Consider the following 17,116-nt stretch of genomic DNA (forward strand, 5'->3'; position numbering starts at 1 on the left):
GCAGCTATCGCAGCTGGCGGTTCCTACGGACTTCGGCCACCGCGACGTGGGACGAGCCAGTCGGTGCTGAGCGCGGTCCACGGGCCCCCGCAAGTACGGCGCGGCCGACTTCGGTGACGAGGACGGGCTGGCCTGCGTGGAGGGGGTGTGAGGTGTCGCGGACGACAAGGTCAGCTCGTTCGAGCCGCTCGAGGACGTACTGCGTGATCCTGGTGCCGGATTCCGTGGCGACGGACAGGCGTCCGGTCAGCAGGTGCTGGTGGAGCTTGGCTCCGCGGGCAATGGCCAGCAAGGCGGCGTAGTCCGGGGCGTTCACGTCGGGGAGTCCGTCGCGAGTTGCCCTCGGGGCACTCCGTTCGACCGGCCCCAGGACTGCGACGGCCTCGTCGTGCAGGGTGTCCCGCACCGCCACGGCCTCCTTGATCTGGCCGACTACCCGGTCAACTCGCGCCAGCAGAGCGGCATCGAGCTCGAACTCACCGCTGGCCAGACGCTGAAGGAGGGTCCGGTGGAAGGTGAGGTCGGTGTGCGCCTTGGCCAGGACGCGGTGCGCCCGCACCAGGCGTGCTATCGGCTCGTCGAGCAGGCCGCGGTCGAGGTGCTCCCACAGTGCGTCCACCGTGGTTCCGGTCGCGGCTTCGATGCGGTCGTCAAGACCGGTCAGGGCCTTGCGCGCGCCGAGCGGTGTGGCTGGGGGCATGGAAGTCCTCGTCGGGGGTGGGACTGGAGTGGCTGGTGACGTCTGACAGCGACAGCCGGATTTCGGTGTGGCTACCGGCGTGCGATGTGGAGGCCGGGCCTAGGCGGCGAAGAAGGCCCAGCATGGGGGCGTTGGCCCGCTCGGTGTAGACGCTCAAGGTGTGGGCTCCGCCCGCCAAGGCGTGCCGGGCGGCGAGGCGGACCAGCCCCGTGCCGATACCGCGCCGGTGGACGTGGTCAGCAACTTGCACGCCGAGGTCGACGACGCCAGGGCTGTGGTGCAGGCGTCCGATGGAGACCAGGGCGATCACCCCGACGCCGGGCGCGCGGGCGATCCAGTTGTCCGAGGCGCGCAGGAGGCGCTCGAAGTCCGGTCTATGGATCCGGAGCCGCCACCACCTGCGGTGCATCGACTGCTCGCTGCACCGCAGGAGGAAGGCGTTGACCACATCCCAGTCTTCGGGGCCAGCCCGGTGTATCGAGCAGGTAGCGAACGCGGCGCTCAGAGCGGCTGGCTGTGCAGGGCTCGCGCGAGAGCGCGACGCGAGTAAGCCTTGCGTCGGCGGCCGTCAGAGAGATCCATGTTCCGCGAGTGGATGTCGTACGGGGCCAGCAGCTTCGCCAGGCGTACGGGGCTGATGTCAGCGTACTTCCAGCCCTTGCCTGCCACGCCCGGTACGCCCGTCAGCTCGCCGACCAGGTCCATGGAGGCCATGGCCTCCGGGTTGCCCCGTCGGCCGAAGGCGTTGAGGCATTCCACGACTAGACGCGAAGAGGTCGTAGCGCCGGCGGTCTCGGCTGCGCCGCTGGAGCGGCTCGCCGTCTGGTCTGAGCAGCACCGGGATGGGGCTGCTTCGCCCGTCGGGGGCTCCGTGGTTCGGATCACGTCCAGGAGCTCCAGGAGCGTGGTTCGGCAGGCGCAGTCGGACGGACGGGGTGCCGGAGTGCCGGAACCGCGGACGCAGCCGGAGTACGGGCTGCCGGGGGTGGTCTCCTGGCGGTCGGCACAGCAGGCCTCTCGCCCGCATCGATCCTCGTCGAGGATGTCGAGGAGGCCTTCGAGGATTTCGTCGATGAAGGGGGTCAGGAGGTCGTGCTGGGTGGGGATGGTCAACGGGTGATGCCTCTCGTGGACGGGATGATGGGGGCGGGCTGGGGAATGCCGGGCCGCGTCGCGGGTACGGGCACTGGGCTCGTGGCGTGCACGGTCGTGTGCGGGGAGCGGGAACGGGCCGCGTGGGCCAGCGCGCTCAGCGGGCGGCGTTCCAGGCCGAGGCGGGTTGCCACGGTGTCGTACACGTCGTAGCCGTCCCGTGGGCGGACGGCCACGACGTAGACCTCGGTGGTGTGCGTGGCGCTGGCCGGGGCGGCTCGCAAGGCGTAGACCATCCGCCATTCGGCGCGGTGGTCGACGTATGTCTTCCGGAATCCGGACAGGTCACCGGTGAGCTTGTTGCCCTGACGGATGCCGTTGACGGCGTCTTGGATGTGGGCCAAGGCCAGGTCTCTGATGTCGCTGGGAGCGGCCAGAAGGTCGTTAAGGGCGCGCGGGTCGAAGGACAACCCGTACCGGGGTGCGGTGTTCATTCCGTCTCGCCGAGGAAGGGGTGTTCAACCCCTGCAGTCGGGTGGAGCGGTGCGTCGGGGCGTGGCAGAAGCCGGTGGGAACGCCGTTCGGGATCGGTGCTGCATGCCGAGAGTGGGCCGCCCGGGGCGCGGACCGCCGCGACGGTGTGGGTGAGGAAGTCCCGGTGCCACACGGCGGGGCCGGAGGGCCCGGCCTCAGGGTCCATGTGCTGCTGCCAGGCCAGCCACAGCGCGTGCAGCCAGCCCACCACGTCCAGGTGTTCCTGCCACTCGTAGCACCACGGCGTCGCGGTGGTGATCTCCGAGCCGTACACGCCGAGGAAGACCCGTTGCACCCAGTCGGTCAGGCCGTCCAGTTCGGTGTCGAAGTCCTCGCCGTCGAGGGTGAGGATGAACCGGGGCTCCGGCGGCGGGGGCGGCATCATCGGCATGCTGGATCTGGCGGGCATCGCCGGGAACCCGGCGAAGGGTGAGGCCGGAATGGGGTCGGCGGCGAGGCTGTCGAGCAGCCGGGCCTGGTCTGCCGACTGCTCCATCAGCTTGCGGACCGAGGCCTCCAGGTCCTCCAGGTCGCCATCGGTCATACGGATCGGCTCCAGCTGTCCCTCGTCGCGAGGGTCGATGGATTCGGGCAAGGGAAACTCCTTGAAAGCGCACGGGGCGGCTAGGGAAGGTGCGTTCAACGATGCGGAGAATCCGTGAATTCCGAATTCACGGAACAGCTGATAGAGAGCCGACAGGCTGGCGCCGACGCTGGTCCGGCACCAGCCCGGGGGCTGTCAGGCCGCCAGCGTGCAGTCGGTCTGCGTGAGGGTCTGCGTCAGCGTCTCGGCAAGCCGGTCGGCGGCGATCTTGCTGTACTCGGGGGTCTTCTCGACGCCGATGAACGAGCGGCCCTCCAGGAGCGCGGCCACCCCGGTGGAACCGGATCCGGTGCAGAAGTCGAGGACCGTGCCCTGCTCCGGGCAGATTTTCACCAGCTCACGCATCACCGAGACCGGCTTCTGCGTGATGTGCTTGCGCTCCTTGCCGGAGGGCTGCGAGGCGCTGTACAGGCCTGGGAGGTAGATCGCCCGGGAGTTGTCCATCGGCCCCTTGGACGCCCACACGATGTACTCGCAGTCCTGGCGGAAGCGTCCCTTCTGCGGCCTGGCCTGCGGCTTGTGCCAGGTCAGGATGCCGCGCCAGAGCCATCCGGCCGCCTGGATCGCGTCGGTGGTTACCGGCAGCTGTCGCCAGTCGGTGAACAGCAGCGCGGTACCCGTGGGCTTCGTCAGGCGGTGCGCCTCGGTCATGATCTGCGTCAGCCAGAAGCCGTACGACCGCTGGTCCATGTTCTCGCCGGTGAAGTCCGGCAGCGTGTGGCCGGCGTCGGCGGAGGTGTACTTCTGCCGCGCCGTGCGCGTGGTCCTCTCCTTCGCGGTCCGGCCGCCCGAGTTGTACGGCGGGTCGGTGATGACGGAGTCCACGCAGGCATCGGGGAGAGCGGCGAGCACGCTGAGCGCGTCGCCCTCGTGGAGGGAAAAGGGCAAGGGGAACCGTATTTCGGTAGGTGACGGTGGGCCCCGACCGGCATTCAGACACACCTCGGCCTCACACGGATTCGCAGAGTCCGCGGGCAGCGAGAGGGACGTCGGGGATGCCCAAGAGCCTAGGACACGATCCGGGAATCGCCTCGACGCCGATGGCTATTTCGGCATTCCCGATTCCGGCCCTAGGGTTTTTGAAGACCCGCCGGGAAGACCGGATGGGACATCCCCTCCCCTGCCGGAGATCCCTCATGCCCAGCATCACCTGACGCCAGCGCGGGCCACTGCCGAGCAGCAACTCCTCGTGTCCCTCTGCGCTCTTGATCACCTACCAGCCGGCTGAAGGCCCTTTCCGTCACATGCCAGTCCTGCGGCCGGCGCTCACTTCAAGGACCCATCACCGTGGCACACCCATGCCTGAACCTGTCCCGCGCCCTGCGCTCCGGCGCTGATTCGCTGCCGGACGGGCCGGATTGAAATCGATAGCCGCCGTCATCGGCGTCGCCTGCCTCTCCCCCGTCCTGCTCGCCGGCACCGCGGCCGTCGCCGCTGCCGGTTCCGCCGGGCGGGCCTCCAACTGCTCCACAGACAAAGGCCTCGATACAGCCGCGGTCGCGAAGGCGGTCGAGGCGATCCTCGGCAGCAAGGGCGGCGCCAGCCAGGACGTACACGTCGAAGGCCTGGAGCTGCCCGCCGAGCAGATCCCGCATGCCAAGACCATCGTCGCTACCGGCATCTCGCTCCGTGTTTCCGAACGCGGACAGGTCGTGGCCCTGGCCACGGCCATCCAGGAGTCCCGCCTGCGCAACCTGAGTGGCGGCGACCGGGACTCCCTCGGGCTGTTCCAGCAGCGGCCCAGCCAGGGCTGGGGCACCCCCGAGCAGATCCGCGACCCGGTTTACTCCGCCACGAAGTTCTACAAGGGACTGCTGGAGGTGCGCGGATGGGAGCAGATGACCATCACCCAGGCCGCGCAGGCGGTCCAGCGCAGCGGTTTCCCCGACGCTTACGCGCAGTGGGAACCCCTCGCCCGTGCCCTGCAGCAGGCCATCGTCAAGACCCTCCCCGGCGGCAACGGCACTCCCGGAGTCGGCGGCACCCCGCCACCGGCAACCAGCGGGTGCGCCGGAGGCGGCGACCTCGGCCCGATCCCCGAGGGAGCCGTGCCCGACGGGTACGAGATCCCCAAGGACGCCCCTGAGAAGGTCCTCACCGCGATCCGCTGGTCTATGGGCCAGCTCGGAACGATGTACCAGTGGGGCGGCACCTGCACGAACTCCCACGGCCCGGACCCGATGGGCCGGTGCGACTGCTCCAGCCTTACCCAGCAGTCCTACAAGGCCGCCGGCATCTCCCTCACTCGCACCACGTACACCCAGGTCAAGGAAGGCGACTCGGTACCGGCATCCGCCATCCGGCCCGGTGACCTGCTGTTCACCCGCCCCGGCCCGTCCGGTCCCGAACACGTGGCCATGGCCATCGGCACCGCCAAGGGCACCCTCCTGGCGATCGAGGCACCCCGGACCGGCAAGCCTGTCCGGATCGTCACCCAGGCCAGCCTGGGCACCATCATCGCCGTGCAGCGGATGGTCCCCGCTTCCTAGCCGCCTGCGGCTTTCCCTCCCGGCTTCTCGGCCGGATCTCCCGCAGCCTCGCGCTGCCCTCGCGCGCCTTCGCCGCGCCCTTCCCCCCTTCTCGCGCCACCCGCACCGGCCAACAGCCGTTGCCTGCAAGGAGTCCAGCACACCCATGTCGTCCATCGACCGACTCATCACCCTTGCCTACGACCCGGGCATCACCCCCAACGAAGGCGGCCTTCCGGGCCTTTCGGTCCTCAAGAGCGTCGTCTCCTCGATCAACCTGTACGGGATCATCGCCGTCGTCGGCGCCCTCGCCGTCAGCCTTGCCGTCTGGGCCTGGGGCCACTTCACCGGAGGCCACAACTCCGAGGCGACAGGGAAGAAGGGCGCGGTCGTATCCGCCAGCGCCGCCCTCGGTCTCGGCGCCGCCAACGGCATCGTCATGTTCTTCTCCGCCCTGGGATCGCAGGTCAAGTAGTGGCGAAACGAACCCGCACACGGGCCCGTCGCCCACGTATGTACCTGCACACCGGGCACTGGTCGGCCAACCGGCGCATCACCGTCCTCGTCGTCTGCCTCACCGCGCTCGTGGCCCTCGCCGGCCTCGCCGCGTGGTGGACCGGCCGGAACGACACCGCGGACCGGCCCAGCACCCCAGGTCCCGGAACCAGCTCTTCCAGCCGGTCCTCCCCTCACCCGCCGACCGGCGGGACCGGCGGTGTGGCCAAGCCCCCGCAGATCGCTGATCCGCTCGCGTACGGAAAGGCCGCGGCCCAGGTGCTGTGGACGTACGACACCCGCACCACAACGCACGCCCAGCAGTTGGCAGGCCTGCACGCCTGGGTCACCCGCGAGACCCAGTACGCCGACTGGACTGGCGTCCAGGCCCAGATCCCCGACCCCGTCCTGTGGTCGCGGATGCACGACAACGGCCAGCACGCCACCACCCTGATCAGCGAGTCGCACTTCCCGAGCTCCTTCAAGCAAGCACTCGCCGACGACCCCGCAGCGCTGACCCAGGCGTACATCTACGTGGTCACGGTCACCGGCAAGCAGCAGATCACCTGGAACGGCGGCGGGGCCGGAGCCGAGGACCGCACGGCCACCCTCGCCGTGCAGTGCCGGCCCAACGCGGACTGCTCCCTGGTCGCCATCGCCCCAAGCGTCCTGCCCTGACCCCCACCCACGAGAGGAGGTAGACCCCTGTGGGCTTCTGCGACCTGCCCCTGGCCAACAAGTTGTGCACGGCTGCCGACGTCATTGACTTCGCGAACAACCCCGGCAAGGCGATCACCGAGGGCATAGGCAACTGGATCGCCAAGAGCATCGGCGAACTCGCTGCCGCAGCCGCCGATCTGGCAGCCGACGCCATCGACACCACCACCAAGGTCGACCTCAACGCCACGTGGTTCCGCGAGAACTACGAGATGCTGCTGCCGATCGGCTTGGTCGTCCTCGTCGGCACGATGTGCGCCCAGCTTGTCCGCGCAGCCTTCCGGCGCGACGGACAGGCCCTGCGCCAGGCATTCACCGGCACCGCCTCGGGCGTGATCTTCGCGTTCGGTGCTATCGCCCTGACCACCGTCGCCATCGAGGTCGTCGATGCACTGAGCGCCGGTCTCTTCGACGCCGCGGGCACATCGATGAAGGAAGCCGTCCGGCGCAGCATCAAGGTCTCCCAGATCGGCGGTCTGGCCGGACTCGGGTGGATGGTTCCCGGCATCGTCGGCCTCGGAGCCGCCATCGGTGCCTTCATGTTCTGGTGCGTGATGCTCGTGCGCAAGGTGGGGATCTTGGTCTTGGTCACCCTGGCCGTGTTCGCCGGTGCCGGCGGCGGCTGGGAGGTCGCTCGCCGCTGGCGGCGCGGCTGGATCGAGGCCACCGCCACCCTGGTCGTCTCCAAACTCCTGATGACCGTGATCTTCCTGCTGGGTATCTCCGCCCTCGGCAGGACCGACGCCAAGGACGGAACCGCCGCCCTCGCCGACGTCATGGCCGGCGTCGTCATCATGTGCCTCGTCCTGTTGTGCCCATACGCCTGCTTCAAATTTGTTCACTGGGCCGCTGAGAGCACCGACGGCGAGTCGATCCACCGTGCCGGTGGCGCGGGAGGACAGGTCGCACGGCAGCACGCGGAGAACGCAGCCCGCAAGGGAGCTGCGATGGCCGCGACCGCGGGCACCGGAGGAGCAGCAGCCGGAGCAGGCGCGGCCCCGCAGGGCCCCGACGCCGGAGGCGGATTCCCCGGCGACATCGCCTCGCACTCCACCGGCGGCGGCGACACCAAGGGCCAGGGCGGGCAGGACGGCGGAATGTCCCCCGCGATGGACGCCATGAAGAAGGCGGCGCAGCCGCCTCCGACCGGCGTGCAGCAGGACACCAGCGGCCAGGTCGGCGGCACCTCCGGCGGCCTCGCCACCGGCTCCTCCGGCTCAGACGGCGACCAGTGGGGCGAACGCGGCAGCAGCTCCCCGCCGCCGCAGTGGAACTCGCCTTCCTCCGAAGGCACTTCAGCCAGCGGCTCGGCGGCCCCGGCGCCTCCGCCCACCGGTCCCTGACGCCTCCGCTGACCCCATCCCCGTGGGACGCGCCGCGTCCGCTCCGGCGCGTCCCACGGTTCCACCCGCTGCCCGCCCGCACGTCGAACGGCCCACCCCTTGTCTGATCTGACCTTGACTCCCCCGCTGACGGTGAAGTTCCCTCTTCGCTCCCGTCGCGGCATCCTGCTCGGCCTGTCCTTCCCCCAGCTGATCCTGGTTTCCCTGGCCCTGGCGCTGCTGCTGGTCACGGTCGTGACCACCGGCCTGGCCGGCGCCTTCGCCCTCGTCCCGCTGTGGGCGGCCATCGCGGCCCTGGCCTTCGTACGGCACAGCGGTCGCTCGCTCATCGACTGGGCTCCGATCATCGCCCGCTACGCCCACCGCCGCCGTACCGGCCAAACCCTGTGGCTGGCCCGCGCCGTCTCCCGCCCCCGCATCGACGGCCTGCTCCACCTGCCCGGCACGGCTGCGGCCCTGCGCGTCGTCACCCCCGAAGGCTCCCAGGCCTCGGCCATCCACGATCCGCACCAGCAGACCCTCACCGCTGTCGCCCGCGTCACCAGCAGGGCCTTCGCCCTCCTCGACCCGTCCACGCAGAACGCCAACGTCGCCAACTGGGGGCGGGCCCTGGCCAGCATCGCCCGTAGCGGACACGTCGCCACCGTCCAGGTGCTGGAGCGCACCGTGCCCGATTCCGGCGACGGCCTCGCCCGCCACTGGAGCACCCACGGCCGCGCCGACACCCCCGTCGCCGGGCAGGTGTACGCCGACCTGGTCGCCTCCGCAGGCCCGGCCGCCGCCCCGCACGAGTCGTACATCGCGATCTCCCTGAACCTCAAGGCCGCCAAGCGGCTGATCTCGCAGGCCGGCGGCGGCCTGCCCGGAGCCTTCACCGTGATGGCGCAGACCACCAGCTCCGTCGCCCAGGCCGCCCGCAACTCCGGGCTGACGGTCACCGGCTGGCTGACCGCCCGCGAAATCTCCGCGGTCATACGGACCGCCTACGACCCCAAGGCCCTCTCCGCACTCCAGCAGTGGTCCGAATCCGGCCGTGCCGAGGCCGACCCCGCCGCCGCGGGCCCCGTGGTCCAGATCGAGGAGAGCGACCGCCTCGCCACGGACACCGCCCGCCACGCCACCTACTGGGTCGAAAACTGGCCCAGGACCGAGACCTCGGCCGGATTCCTCCACGGCCTGCTGTTCAGCGCCGGCGTCCGCCGCAGCTTCTCCCTCATCTACGCCCCGCAAGCCCTGTCCGCCGCACTGCGCGATGTCCAACGCCGCAAAGCCACGATCATCTCGGACGCCGCCGAGCGGCGCCGCAAGGGCATGGTCGACAGCGAAGAGGACAACGTCGAGTACGCCGACGTGAAGGACCGGGAGCGGCAGCTGATCGCCGGCCACGCAGACGTGGCCCTGACCGGACTGCTCACCGTGACCGCGGAGACCGACGCCCTCCTCGACAGCGCCTGCGCACAGATCGAAACCGCCGCGGTGACCGCCCAGGTCGACCTGCGCCGCCTCATCTGCCAGCAGCCCGACGCCTTCGCCCTGGCCGCACTGCCCCTGGCCCGCACCGCCCTGTAGCCGACAAGGCCGCTGAACCTGCCCCGGCAGGAAGGATCCCGTGACACCCCACACCCAGACCACCGACGCGCACCCCTACCTGCGCGCCGCCACCGCCGGCATCCGCCACCACACCCGCAGCCTCACACCCCAGGCCGACCGGCCCCGCCCGAAGACGCCAGCGGACCGCGCCCACCTGGACGTTCTCCACACCCACCTCACTACGCTCCACCAGCTCCTCGACCAGCTCACCGACACCACCCGCAACAGCTGGCCCGCTGCCGGACGTCACCTCGCGACCGCCCACACGCGGCTGTGGCAGGCAAGCGCCGAACTACACGACGCCTTCCACACCCTCCCGCCCGAATCCTCCGGCGACGAATCCGAGTGCCGGCCGGACCAGCTCCCCGACGGCCCGCCCATGCTGACCATCTGCCACCGCCACCTCGCCACCGGCCACGCCATCCGCCGCAAGACCACCCCCGCCGACCTGCGCGGCCACACCACCCACTGCGGGCGATGACCTGCCCGCACCCGACCTAAGGCCGCCTCGATGAACCACCGGCCCGCCCGCCGAGCCCGCCGCGCCAGCGCAAGCCCCCTGTTCACCCCACACGGAACCGACCGCGCCACCCGCAAAGCAGCCCGCAAGCAGCTCGCCGAAGCCCAGGCCAAAGCCCGCGAAACCGCCGCCGCCCACCCCTCCGGCCAGGAGCCCGCCGAAGCGCACATGCCGCTGCCGGTGTACCCGGCCTACGGCCGCCCCGGCGCCGCCTCCGCACGCGGCACCCGGCTGCGCCTTCCCGCTCACCGCATGACCACCGCCACCGCCAGCGGCGCGTACCCCTTCCTCGCCGAAGGCGGGCTCGGCGCCGAAGGCATCTACATCGGCCGCGACGTCCACGCCGAGGCGAGCTTCACCTTCGACCCCTTCACCCTGTACGGGCGCGTCGAAGGCTTCACCAACCCCAACATCCTCTTGGCCGGCGTGATCGGCCAGGGGAAGAGCGCCCTGGCCAAATCCTTCGCCTTGCGCTCCGTCGCCTTCGGGTACCGGGTGTACGTCCCCTGCGACCCCAAGGGCGAGTGGACCCCGGTCGCCGCGGCCCTCGGTGGCACGTCGATCGCGCTGGGCCCGGGGCTGCCCGGCAAGCTGAACCCGCTCGACGCCGCGCCCCGGCCCGATGGCGTGGCCGAGGCCGACTGGGCGGTCGAGGTCCGCAAGCGACGCCTGCTGCTGCTCGGCTCCCTCGCCCGCACCGTGCTCGGCCGGGACCTGAAGCCGATGGAGCACACGGCGCTCGACGTCGCCCTCGACGCGGTCGTCCAGGCCGCCGCCGCGGTCGGCCGCACCCCGCTGCTGGGCGATATCGCCCACACCCTCAACCAGCCCGACCTCCTCGACCAGGCTGGCGGCACCATGTCCGGCCACCTCGGTGACGCGGCTCGCGACCTTGCCCACGCCCTGCGCCGGCTCGTGAACGGCGACCTGTCCGGCATGTTCGACGCCCAGTCGACCATCCGCTTCGACCCCACCAGCCCGATGCTGACCATCGACCTCTCCCGCCTGGGCGGATCCGGGGACGACACAGCGCTGGTACTGGCCATGACCTGCGCTTCGGCCTGGATGGAGTCCGCGCTGACCGACCCCGCAGGCGGACGGCGCTGGGTGGTTTACGACGAGGCGTGGAGATTGATGAGGCACGCGGGACTGCTGGAGCGGATGCAGGCTCAGTGGAAGCTGTCCCGCGGGCTCGGCATCGCGAACCTGATGGTCATCCACCGCCTGTCGGACCTGCTGACCGCGGGCGACGCTGGATCACGCGGACGAGCCCTCGCCGAAGGCCTCCTCGCGGACTGCTCCACCCGCATCATCTACCGCCAGGAGAACGACCAACTCCACGCCGCGGCCGGCCTCCTCGGACTCACCTCCGTCGAAATGCAGGCCATATCCCACCTCAACCGAGGCCGCGGGCTGTGGCGCGTCGCCGGAAGGTCGTTCATCGTCCAGCACCTCCTCCATCCCGCCGAACAGCGGCTGTTCGACACGGACTCCCGAATGCACTGAGGGGTCGACCCGTGGGTTCGCGATTCCTGAAGCACCGACAGCCGCTCGCCTCGTCGTGGCCGAGCCCACCCGACGAGTTCTCTCCATCCCCCAAGCCGCACCCCATCGCCCCGCCCATGACGCCTACCGGAGCCGTTTGACTTGGACACGCCGCCCACTAACAGGCTCACCCCCGACCTGGCCCCCCTGCCCGATCACCGACACGTCCGAGATCCCCAGTGGCTGCGGGCCTGGGCCCGGTTCGAGCAAGTGACGACCCCGTTGCGGGAACACGGACTGACCTGCGACGTCGACTTCGGCCTGGATGACTGGATCATCTACGCCTCGCCTCCCGACCAAGACGCCGTGGTCATCATCGGATCTGACAACGGATGGCTGGTCACGTACGAAACCCCCGCCGTGGACCACTCCTCGATGACGGTCCTCTACGACTCCAGATCGCATCCCGACCCCCATGCCAGCACGCACGTGGCCCGCTTCATCGCTGCGGTCGACGCGCACCTGGCGCACCTCCGCAGGCGCACTCCCCCGAAGCGGCCGGACTCGAAGCCGATGGCCACCAAAACGACGCAGTTGAGTCACGGCGCCGCCAGGCCAACGCCGGACCCCATACCGCGCGCCACGTCATCACAGGCCAAGCACCGTTGAACGGGTCCCACCACCGCCCAGCCCAAAGGCCGCCAACAACCGTACGAAATCGTCGCGAGCGAAGGAGCTCCCCATATGCAGCGCCCTCCTGAGCTGACCGAGGAGGAATGGGCCGACTACCGGCAGTGCCAGGCCGAGGAGAACACGGTCCTCGCGCAGGTCGTCGACCGCGAGGCCCAGCTGGAGAACGGCCTTATCGACTCGTACGACGAGTACGGCTTCTCCTGGGACATCAACCCGGCACCAAACGAGCAGACCTGGCCATCCCGGCTTGAGGTCCTGGCGGAGGACTTCCGCCGCGCGAAGAACGAGCTCACGTTGCTGGACGAAGCCGGCCGCCTCCCCGAGCACCCGCTCGGCCCTGCCCTTCTCGACTAGGCCCTCCACGCCCAGGGGCTTGCCGCCACCGCTCAGCGCGCGGTCTCAGCCCTCCTCGCGGCACCCGGACTTCCCCCAGCCCTGACGACCGCCGTGCTCGTTCCCCTCTCGGCTGCCGCCGCACACGCCGCGTCCGCTGTGCAGCACTTCGCCGCTGCCACGGCCATCGCAGCCGGATCCCACGGGCGCCTCGCCGAGCACCTCCAGTGGCGCATCGTCCTCCACCACGCCGACGGCCGGCGCGAACTCGGACAGGCCGCAGAGACCTCGTTGACGGCGGCGACCGAGTTCACCGGGCGCGCCGAACTGCGGCGCCAGCTCCTGCCCCAGCCGGTACCCGCTCCCCTACCGCCCACCCACCCCGCCATCGCAACCAGCGCCGCCCCGAAGCGGCGCTGACCAGGAACGCTGCAGAAGGGATTCCTCTCTCCGTGCATCACCCCGTGAGCATTCACATCGGCCATCACACCGCCGGACCGCTGAACCACCCCCGAACCGACCCGGTCCAGCAGCTCCTTTGGTCCAGAGGGTTCACGTACTGCTCCCGACTCCACGGATATATAGCCGCTCACACGCTCCCCGCCGAGCAGCAGGAACACCTCGTTCACGAAGCGGTACACGCCCTGCACTCCCGTGGACACGCCGTCGCGCACGTGCACCACCCCCAGCCCAAGGCGGACGAGTGAGAAGGGACCGGCCGGGCCGCGGGCTCGGCCCTTCCGACCGGCACGCGCTCGTGGCCGGATTCGCCGACCGGCTCGCCACCGGGCTGGGACCGGGCTGGACTGCGGTGGGGCGGTGGACCCCCTCCGGTCGCGACCCGGCCGAAGGCCGGGTCTGGGACATGGCCGGCGGCAGCTTGCACCGAACGCTGGAGTCCTTCCCGCACGGGCACCGGGCCGTCCTCACCCACCCCCATGGCCTGCAGCTCTACGTTCTCCCCCGGACACCGGACCTGGACAGCTTCATCGTCTCCGCCGTGCTCCCCGCCGGTGTCTTCGAGCACGGCGGCGTCCAGCCTCCACCCGCGATCGGCGTAACGGAAGACCCCGTACGGGCAGCAGCCGACGTCCGTCGTCGTCTTCTGCGCCCATACCGCACGGCCGCGATGGTGGTGGCCCGCACCACCCGGTTCCGGGAGCACGACAAGATCGTGATCGGGCGAGGCGACGACGGGCGGCCCTTGCTGAATACGGTCGCGCCGACGGCAGTGAGGGCCTTGCTCCACTCCGACGGCCGGTGGGTGCTGGATCCCGCAACCGGTCTGTGCCGACTCAGGTACGCGGAGCAGCATCCCGAGCCCGTCATCCAGGGGGCCGTCCTGCGCCTGCAAGTCCACCGCTTCGACATCGTCGTCGTGACCGGGACCCCGCTCAACACACCGCCCGGCAGCCGTACTCCCCCGCCGCCCGGCCCTCCCCCGCGGCTTCGCGGTGAGGAGAGACCCGGCGGCCCGCTTCTCTAGGCATCCGCTCGGCCAGGGCCGGCCCTCGTCCCGTCCGACGACTGCCTCATCCATCCCGTATCAGGAGATTGTTCTGGCCACCCGATCCTGCATCGCCCGACCGACCCCGACCGGCTTCGAGGGCATTTACGTCCACTGGGACGGCTACCCCACCCACCACCTGCCGCTTCTCCTCGCCGCCCACCAGTTCCGGTTCAAGGGCGACATCGAAGCGATGGCCCGCTTCCTCGTGGACTCCCCCGACGTCAGCTGGGACCACCTCGGCGCAGACCTCCTCACCGACGCGCCGGAACCCGTACAGCAGCGCCTGGGCAACGGGTACGACGCATGCCGCCCGACGACCGGCCTGGTCACGCTGGACGGCAGCCCCGTCCAGCGGATGACCTTCGATGAAGTGTCCGCCCAGGAAAGCTGGCTGAGCTGGGCGTATGTCCTGCGTCCGGAGGGAGTCGAGGTCGTCAGCCTCCAGAACGGGCCCCGCGGTCTCCTCGTCGGCTGGGACGTGGACCCGCTCACCGCGTTCACCGACGACCCCGAACGCTGGCGCCCACGCCCTGCCAGTCGCAGCCAGGCACCCACAACGACGGTCCGCAAAGTCGAACCCCGCGCGCAGCCCGCGAAGTCGGCGACCCGCCGGTGAGCAACCGACCTCTCCGAAGGACGCCCGACCCGACCACCGGCGAAGACCGAGGCCTCGACGTGCAGGGGGAGCAGCCGCCGATGGCGGCCGTACCCGGCAGCAGCGACTTGCGGCGCACTGCCCGTCTGGAAGCGGCCGACTACCTGGCGACCCTGAACCTGCCGGGTCCGGGCCAGAGCCTGCTGCCCTGGACCCAGGCGCTCGCGGCCGCCGAGACCGCGGCTCAGTTCCACGTCGTCACCGAAACGGTCATCGGCTCCGAGTCCGGTGCCCTGCTGGCCCTGCGTGACTTCCTGCGCGCTGCCGGCGAGTGGTGCGACGGCCATGGTCAGCGCTCCCTCGGTGACCGCTACCGACGCACGAGCGAACTCCTCGACGTCGCCGACCGGCTCGCGTTCCAGCTGGGCGTCGACCAGCTCGCCGCCGCGCACCCAGGACCGGCCCCGGCCTGACCGTCGCATGTCACAGCCCAGCTCGGACCTGCGACCGAGGACTTCACCCACACCTTGCACTGAAAGGACCGCATCCTGCCTGCGGACTCGCCCCACCTGTACATCGGCTGGCACGAGGAGCACGGGTTCGTCGCCGCCTCCGGCCGACCCCTGACCGACCATCTCAAGAATTGGGTCCTGGACCGCGTCCAGTTCGAACCCGTTCCGGGAACCACCCTGCACCGGCTCACCGAGCCGGGGCAGGACGGGCGCCGCCGCGCCCGGCAAGCCGTGGCAGCAATACGGGCCTTGGGCCTGCGTGTTCAGGCCGACTTCACCCTCGACCCAGAACTCACACCGGACTCGCCGCACCAGCAGCGGACGGCAACCCTTCAGGAACACCGCTCGCGTATCGCGCAGGCCGCCAACTCCCGCTCTCCACAGCGAGTCACGCCGCACACCACGCTGCCGTACCCGCCTGCCGCAACGACGTCCGCGGTCCCTCGGTCGGCCCCCGCCACGTCAGCGACCGGGCGTGGCAGGTGAGCGCGGCGTGCGAGCCCCTCGCCGTCACGCCCGGCGAGCCCCACCCCCGCTGACCCTCTGCGGCGCCGCCGACAGGTCCGCCCAGCCTGCGGCGCCGCACCACCACCGTTCCCGTATGCCTCCGACGGAAAGCCCTTCCCCTGTTGTCCCTGACCGATCACCCGTCCGTCCCACAGCCGCGCGCCACTTACGGTGCAGTACTGGGCAGTCGGCACGTTGCCCGCCTGCTCGGTGGCACCCTCATCGGGCGCCTGCCCAACGGCATGGTTCCCGTCGGACTCGTCCTGTGGATCACGGGCGTTGGTGGTTCCTTGGCCTTCGCCGGGATGCTCAGTGCCCTGTACGGACTCGCGTCCGGCCTGAGCCAGCCCGTCAAGGGCAGGCTGATGGACCGCTTCGGTCAGACCCGCGTCTCCGGACCAGCAGTGATCCTCAACTCCTCCAGCCTGCTTGCCCTTCCGGTGATCGGCGCAAGTGGGCATCCCGCAGTCGTCACCGCAGTAGTGGGCGCTGCTGGCCTGTGCACACCACCGAACGAAGCCGGTCTGCGTGCCCTGTGGCCGACCGTCCTGGCCGATCCAGGCCAGCGGCGCATCGCTCTCAGCCTCGACACCGGCACCCAGGGGCTGCTCTACATCGTCGGTCCCCTCCTGGTGACCGCCCTTTCAGCCGCCCACGGTCCCGGGCTCGCACTCGTCACAACTGCTGTCCTCGGACTGCTGGGGACCTTGATCGTCCTCACCGCCTCACCTTCCCGGCTCTGGCGCCCAGCGACCGCCCCCGACGGCGAGCCGCACGGACGCCTGCTGTCCCCCGGGCTGCTGATGCTGTACCTGGCACTTGCCGGCACCGGCTGCGCCATCGGCGCTATGAACGTGTGGTCCGTCGCGATGGCAACCAGTCACCGCATGGAGCTCCTGTCCGGGGCGATCCCCGCCGCGTTCTCCACCGGCAGCTTCCTCGGGGGCCTGCTCTACGGGCGCCATGTCTGGCCCGGCTCGAGTGCGGCGCAGCTCCTCGTCGGCGCTGCGTGCTTCCTCACCGCATGGCTGCCGCTGCTCACCCTGCCCGGCCCGCGCGTCGCCATCGCAGCCGTCGCGGTACCGGGACTGTTCCTCACGGTGGTCATCAGCTGTGCCTTCCTGACCGTGGACTCCCTCGCCCCGCCGACCCGCACCACCGAGGCGTATGCATGGCTGATCCTCTCCGTCGGCGTCGGCCAGGCCACGGGCACCGCGCTCGCCGGGACCCTCGCAGCGCACCCGCTCGCCGGCGCCGCGCTTCCTGCCATTGGCGCCGCCGCGTCGCTGGCCACCCTCACGGCTGCCCGCCGACATCTCACCCCCGCCGGCGCGTCCCGCCGCCGAGGCTGGCACCGACGCACCTGAGCCCGCGCTGCCCACAACTGACCCAATCCTCACAAGGAGAAGCACCTCTTC

20 protein-coding genes are annotated in these 17,116 nt (G+C 70.5%); 14 read left to right on the forward strand and 6 right to left on the reverse strand.

The window, feature by feature from the left end:
• Positions 1 to 4 precede the first annotated feature (4 nt).
• The 6 genes from ACZ45T_RS13050 to ACZ45T_RS13075 form a co-directional block, all read right to left on the reverse strand.
• Positions 5 to 700: a hypothetical protein gene (locus ACZ45T_RS13050; protein WP_468440469.1), complete on the reverse strand. Its 696-nt coding sequence runs from the start codon at positions 698 to 700 to the stop codon at positions 5 to 7.
• Positions 651 to 1,148, reverse strand: coding sequence for a GNAT family N-acetyltransferase (locus ACZ45T_RS13055; RefSeq protein WP_468440471.1), 498 nt, complete (start codon positions 1,146 to 1,148; stop codon positions 651 to 653). The genes ACZ45T_RS13050 and ACZ45T_RS13055 overlap by 50 nt, the downstream gene beginning before the upstream one ends.
• 53 nt (positions 1,149 to 1,201) lie before the next feature.
• On the reverse strand, positions 1,202 to 1,813 hold the full coding sequence (locus ACZ45T_RS13060) for a DUF3631 domain-containing protein (RefSeq protein WP_468440473.1): 612 nt from the start codon (positions 1,811 to 1,813) through the stop codon (positions 1,202 to 1,204).
• Positions 1,810 to 2,286 (reverse strand): hypothetical protein, encoded by a 477-nt coding sequence (locus ACZ45T_RS13065; RefSeq protein ID WP_468440475.1) that lies wholly within the window; start codon positions 2,284 to 2,286, stop codon positions 1,810 to 1,812. The genes ACZ45T_RS13060 and ACZ45T_RS13065 overlap by 4 nt, the downstream gene beginning before the upstream one ends.
• A complete protein-coding gene (locus ACZ45T_RS13070) occupies positions 2,283 to 2,921 on the reverse strand; it encodes a DUF4913 domain-containing protein (protein WP_468440477.1) in 639 nt (212 codons plus the stop codon). The genes ACZ45T_RS13065 and ACZ45T_RS13070 overlap by 4 nt, the downstream gene beginning before the upstream one ends.
• A gap of 144 nt (positions 2,922 to 3,065) precedes the next feature.
• On the reverse strand, positions 3,066 to 3,818 hold the full coding sequence (locus ACZ45T_RS13075) for a DNA-methyltransferase (protein WP_468440479.1): 753 nt from the start codon (positions 3,816 to 3,818) through the stop codon (positions 3,066 to 3,068).
• A 470-nt stretch (positions 3,819 to 4,288) separates the two neighbouring features.
• Between ACZ45T_RS13075 and ACZ45T_RS13080 the strand changes: the two genes are divergently transcribed.
• The 14 genes from ACZ45T_RS13080 to ACZ45T_RS13145 all read left to right on the forward strand — a co-directional run bounded on the left by ACZ45T_RS13080 (position 4,289) and on the right by ACZ45T_RS13145 (position 17,065).
• Positions 4,289 to 5,419 carry a C40 family peptidase gene (locus tag ACZ45T_RS13080; protein ID WP_468440481.1) on the forward strand — a complete coding sequence of 377 codons (1,131 nt, stop codon included), beginning with the start codon at positions 4,289 to 4,291 and terminating at the stop codon, positions 5,417 to 5,419.
• Between the two features lie 145 nt (positions 5,420 to 5,564).
• Positions 5,565 to 5,873: a DUF6112 family protein gene (locus ACZ45T_RS13085; RefSeq protein ID WP_468440483.1), complete on the forward strand. Its 309-nt coding sequence runs from the start codon at positions 5,565 to 5,567 to the stop codon at positions 5,871 to 5,873.
• A gap of 38 nt (positions 5,874 to 5,911) precedes the next feature.
• Positions 5,912 to 6,571 carry a hypothetical protein gene (locus tag ACZ45T_RS13090; RefSeq protein ID WP_468440485.1) on the forward strand — a complete coding sequence of 220 codons (660 nt, stop codon included), beginning with the start codon at positions 5,912 to 5,914 and terminating at the stop codon, positions 6,569 to 6,571.
• Positions 6,572 to 6,600: 29 nt separating this feature from the next.
• Positions 6,601 to 7,953 (forward strand): SCO6881 family protein, encoded by a 1,353-nt coding sequence (locus ACZ45T_RS13095; RefSeq protein ID WP_468440487.1) that lies wholly within the window; start codon positions 6,601 to 6,603, stop codon positions 7,951 to 7,953.
• Between the two features lie 99 nt (positions 7,954 to 8,052).
• The gene (locus tag ACZ45T_RS13100; RefSeq protein ID WP_468440489.1) at positions 8,053 to 9,522 is read left to right on the forward strand and encodes an SCO6880 family protein; all 1,470 of its coding nucleotides are present in this window, start codon (positions 8,053 to 8,055) and stop codon (positions 9,520 to 9,522) included.
• A 40-nt stretch (positions 9,523 to 9,562) separates the two neighbouring features.
• The gene (locus tag ACZ45T_RS13105) at positions 9,563 to 10,024 is read left to right on the forward strand and encodes a DUF6238 family protein (protein ID WP_468440491.1); all 462 of its coding nucleotides are present in this window, start codon (positions 9,563 to 9,565) and stop codon (positions 10,022 to 10,024) included.
• 30 nt (positions 10,025 to 10,054) lie between these two features.
• A complete protein-coding gene (locus tag ACZ45T_RS13110) occupies positions 10,055 to 11,569 on the forward strand; it encodes an ATP-binding protein (protein WP_468440493.1) in 1,515 nt (504 codons plus the stop codon).
• A 249-nt stretch (positions 11,570 to 11,818) separates the two neighbouring features.
• Positions 11,819 to 12,217 (forward strand): hypothetical protein, encoded by a 399-nt coding sequence (locus ACZ45T_RS13115; protein ID WP_468440494.1) that lies wholly within the window; start codon positions 11,819 to 11,821, stop codon positions 12,215 to 12,217.
• 75 nt (positions 12,218 to 12,292) lie between these two features.
• The gene (locus ACZ45T_RS13120) at positions 12,293 to 12,595 is read left to right on the forward strand and encodes a hypothetical protein (protein ID WP_468440496.1); all 303 of its coding nucleotides are present in this window, start codon (positions 12,293 to 12,295) and stop codon (positions 12,593 to 12,595) included.
• A 93-nt stretch (positions 12,596 to 12,688) separates the two neighbouring features.
• Positions 12,689 to 12,994 carry a hypothetical protein gene (locus ACZ45T_RS13125; RefSeq protein WP_468440498.1) on the forward strand — a complete coding sequence of 102 codons (306 nt, stop codon included), beginning with the start codon at positions 12,689 to 12,691 and terminating at the stop codon, positions 12,992 to 12,994.
• Between the two features lie 283 nt (positions 12,995 to 13,277).
• Complete coding sequence (locus ACZ45T_RS13130; protein WP_468440500.1) at positions 13,278 to 14,060, forward strand: hypothetical protein; 783 nt, start codon at positions 13,278 to 13,280, stop codon at positions 14,058 to 14,060.
• The gene (locus tag ACZ45T_RS13135) at positions 14,029 to 14,700 is read left to right on the forward strand and encodes a hypothetical protein (protein WP_468440502.1); all 672 of its coding nucleotides are present in this window, start codon (positions 14,029 to 14,031) and stop codon (positions 14,698 to 14,700) included. Before ACZ45T_RS13130 ends, ACZ45T_RS13135 begins: the two co-directional genes overlap by 32 nt.
• An 80-nt stretch (positions 14,701 to 14,780) precedes the next feature.
• Entirely contained in the window at positions 14,781 to 15,152 is a 372-nt protein-coding gene (locus tag ACZ45T_RS13140) for a hypothetical protein (protein ID WP_468440504.1), read from the forward strand.
• Positions 15,153 to 15,820: 668 nt separating this feature from the next.
• A complete protein-coding gene (locus ACZ45T_RS13145; protein ID WP_468440506.1) occupies positions 15,821 to 17,065 on the forward strand; it encodes an MFS transporter in 1,245 nt (414 codons plus the stop codon).
• Positions 17,066 to 17,116: the final 51 nt, after the last annotated feature.

It is taken from the genome of Streptomyces sp. NPDC030995, assembly GCF_055571215.1.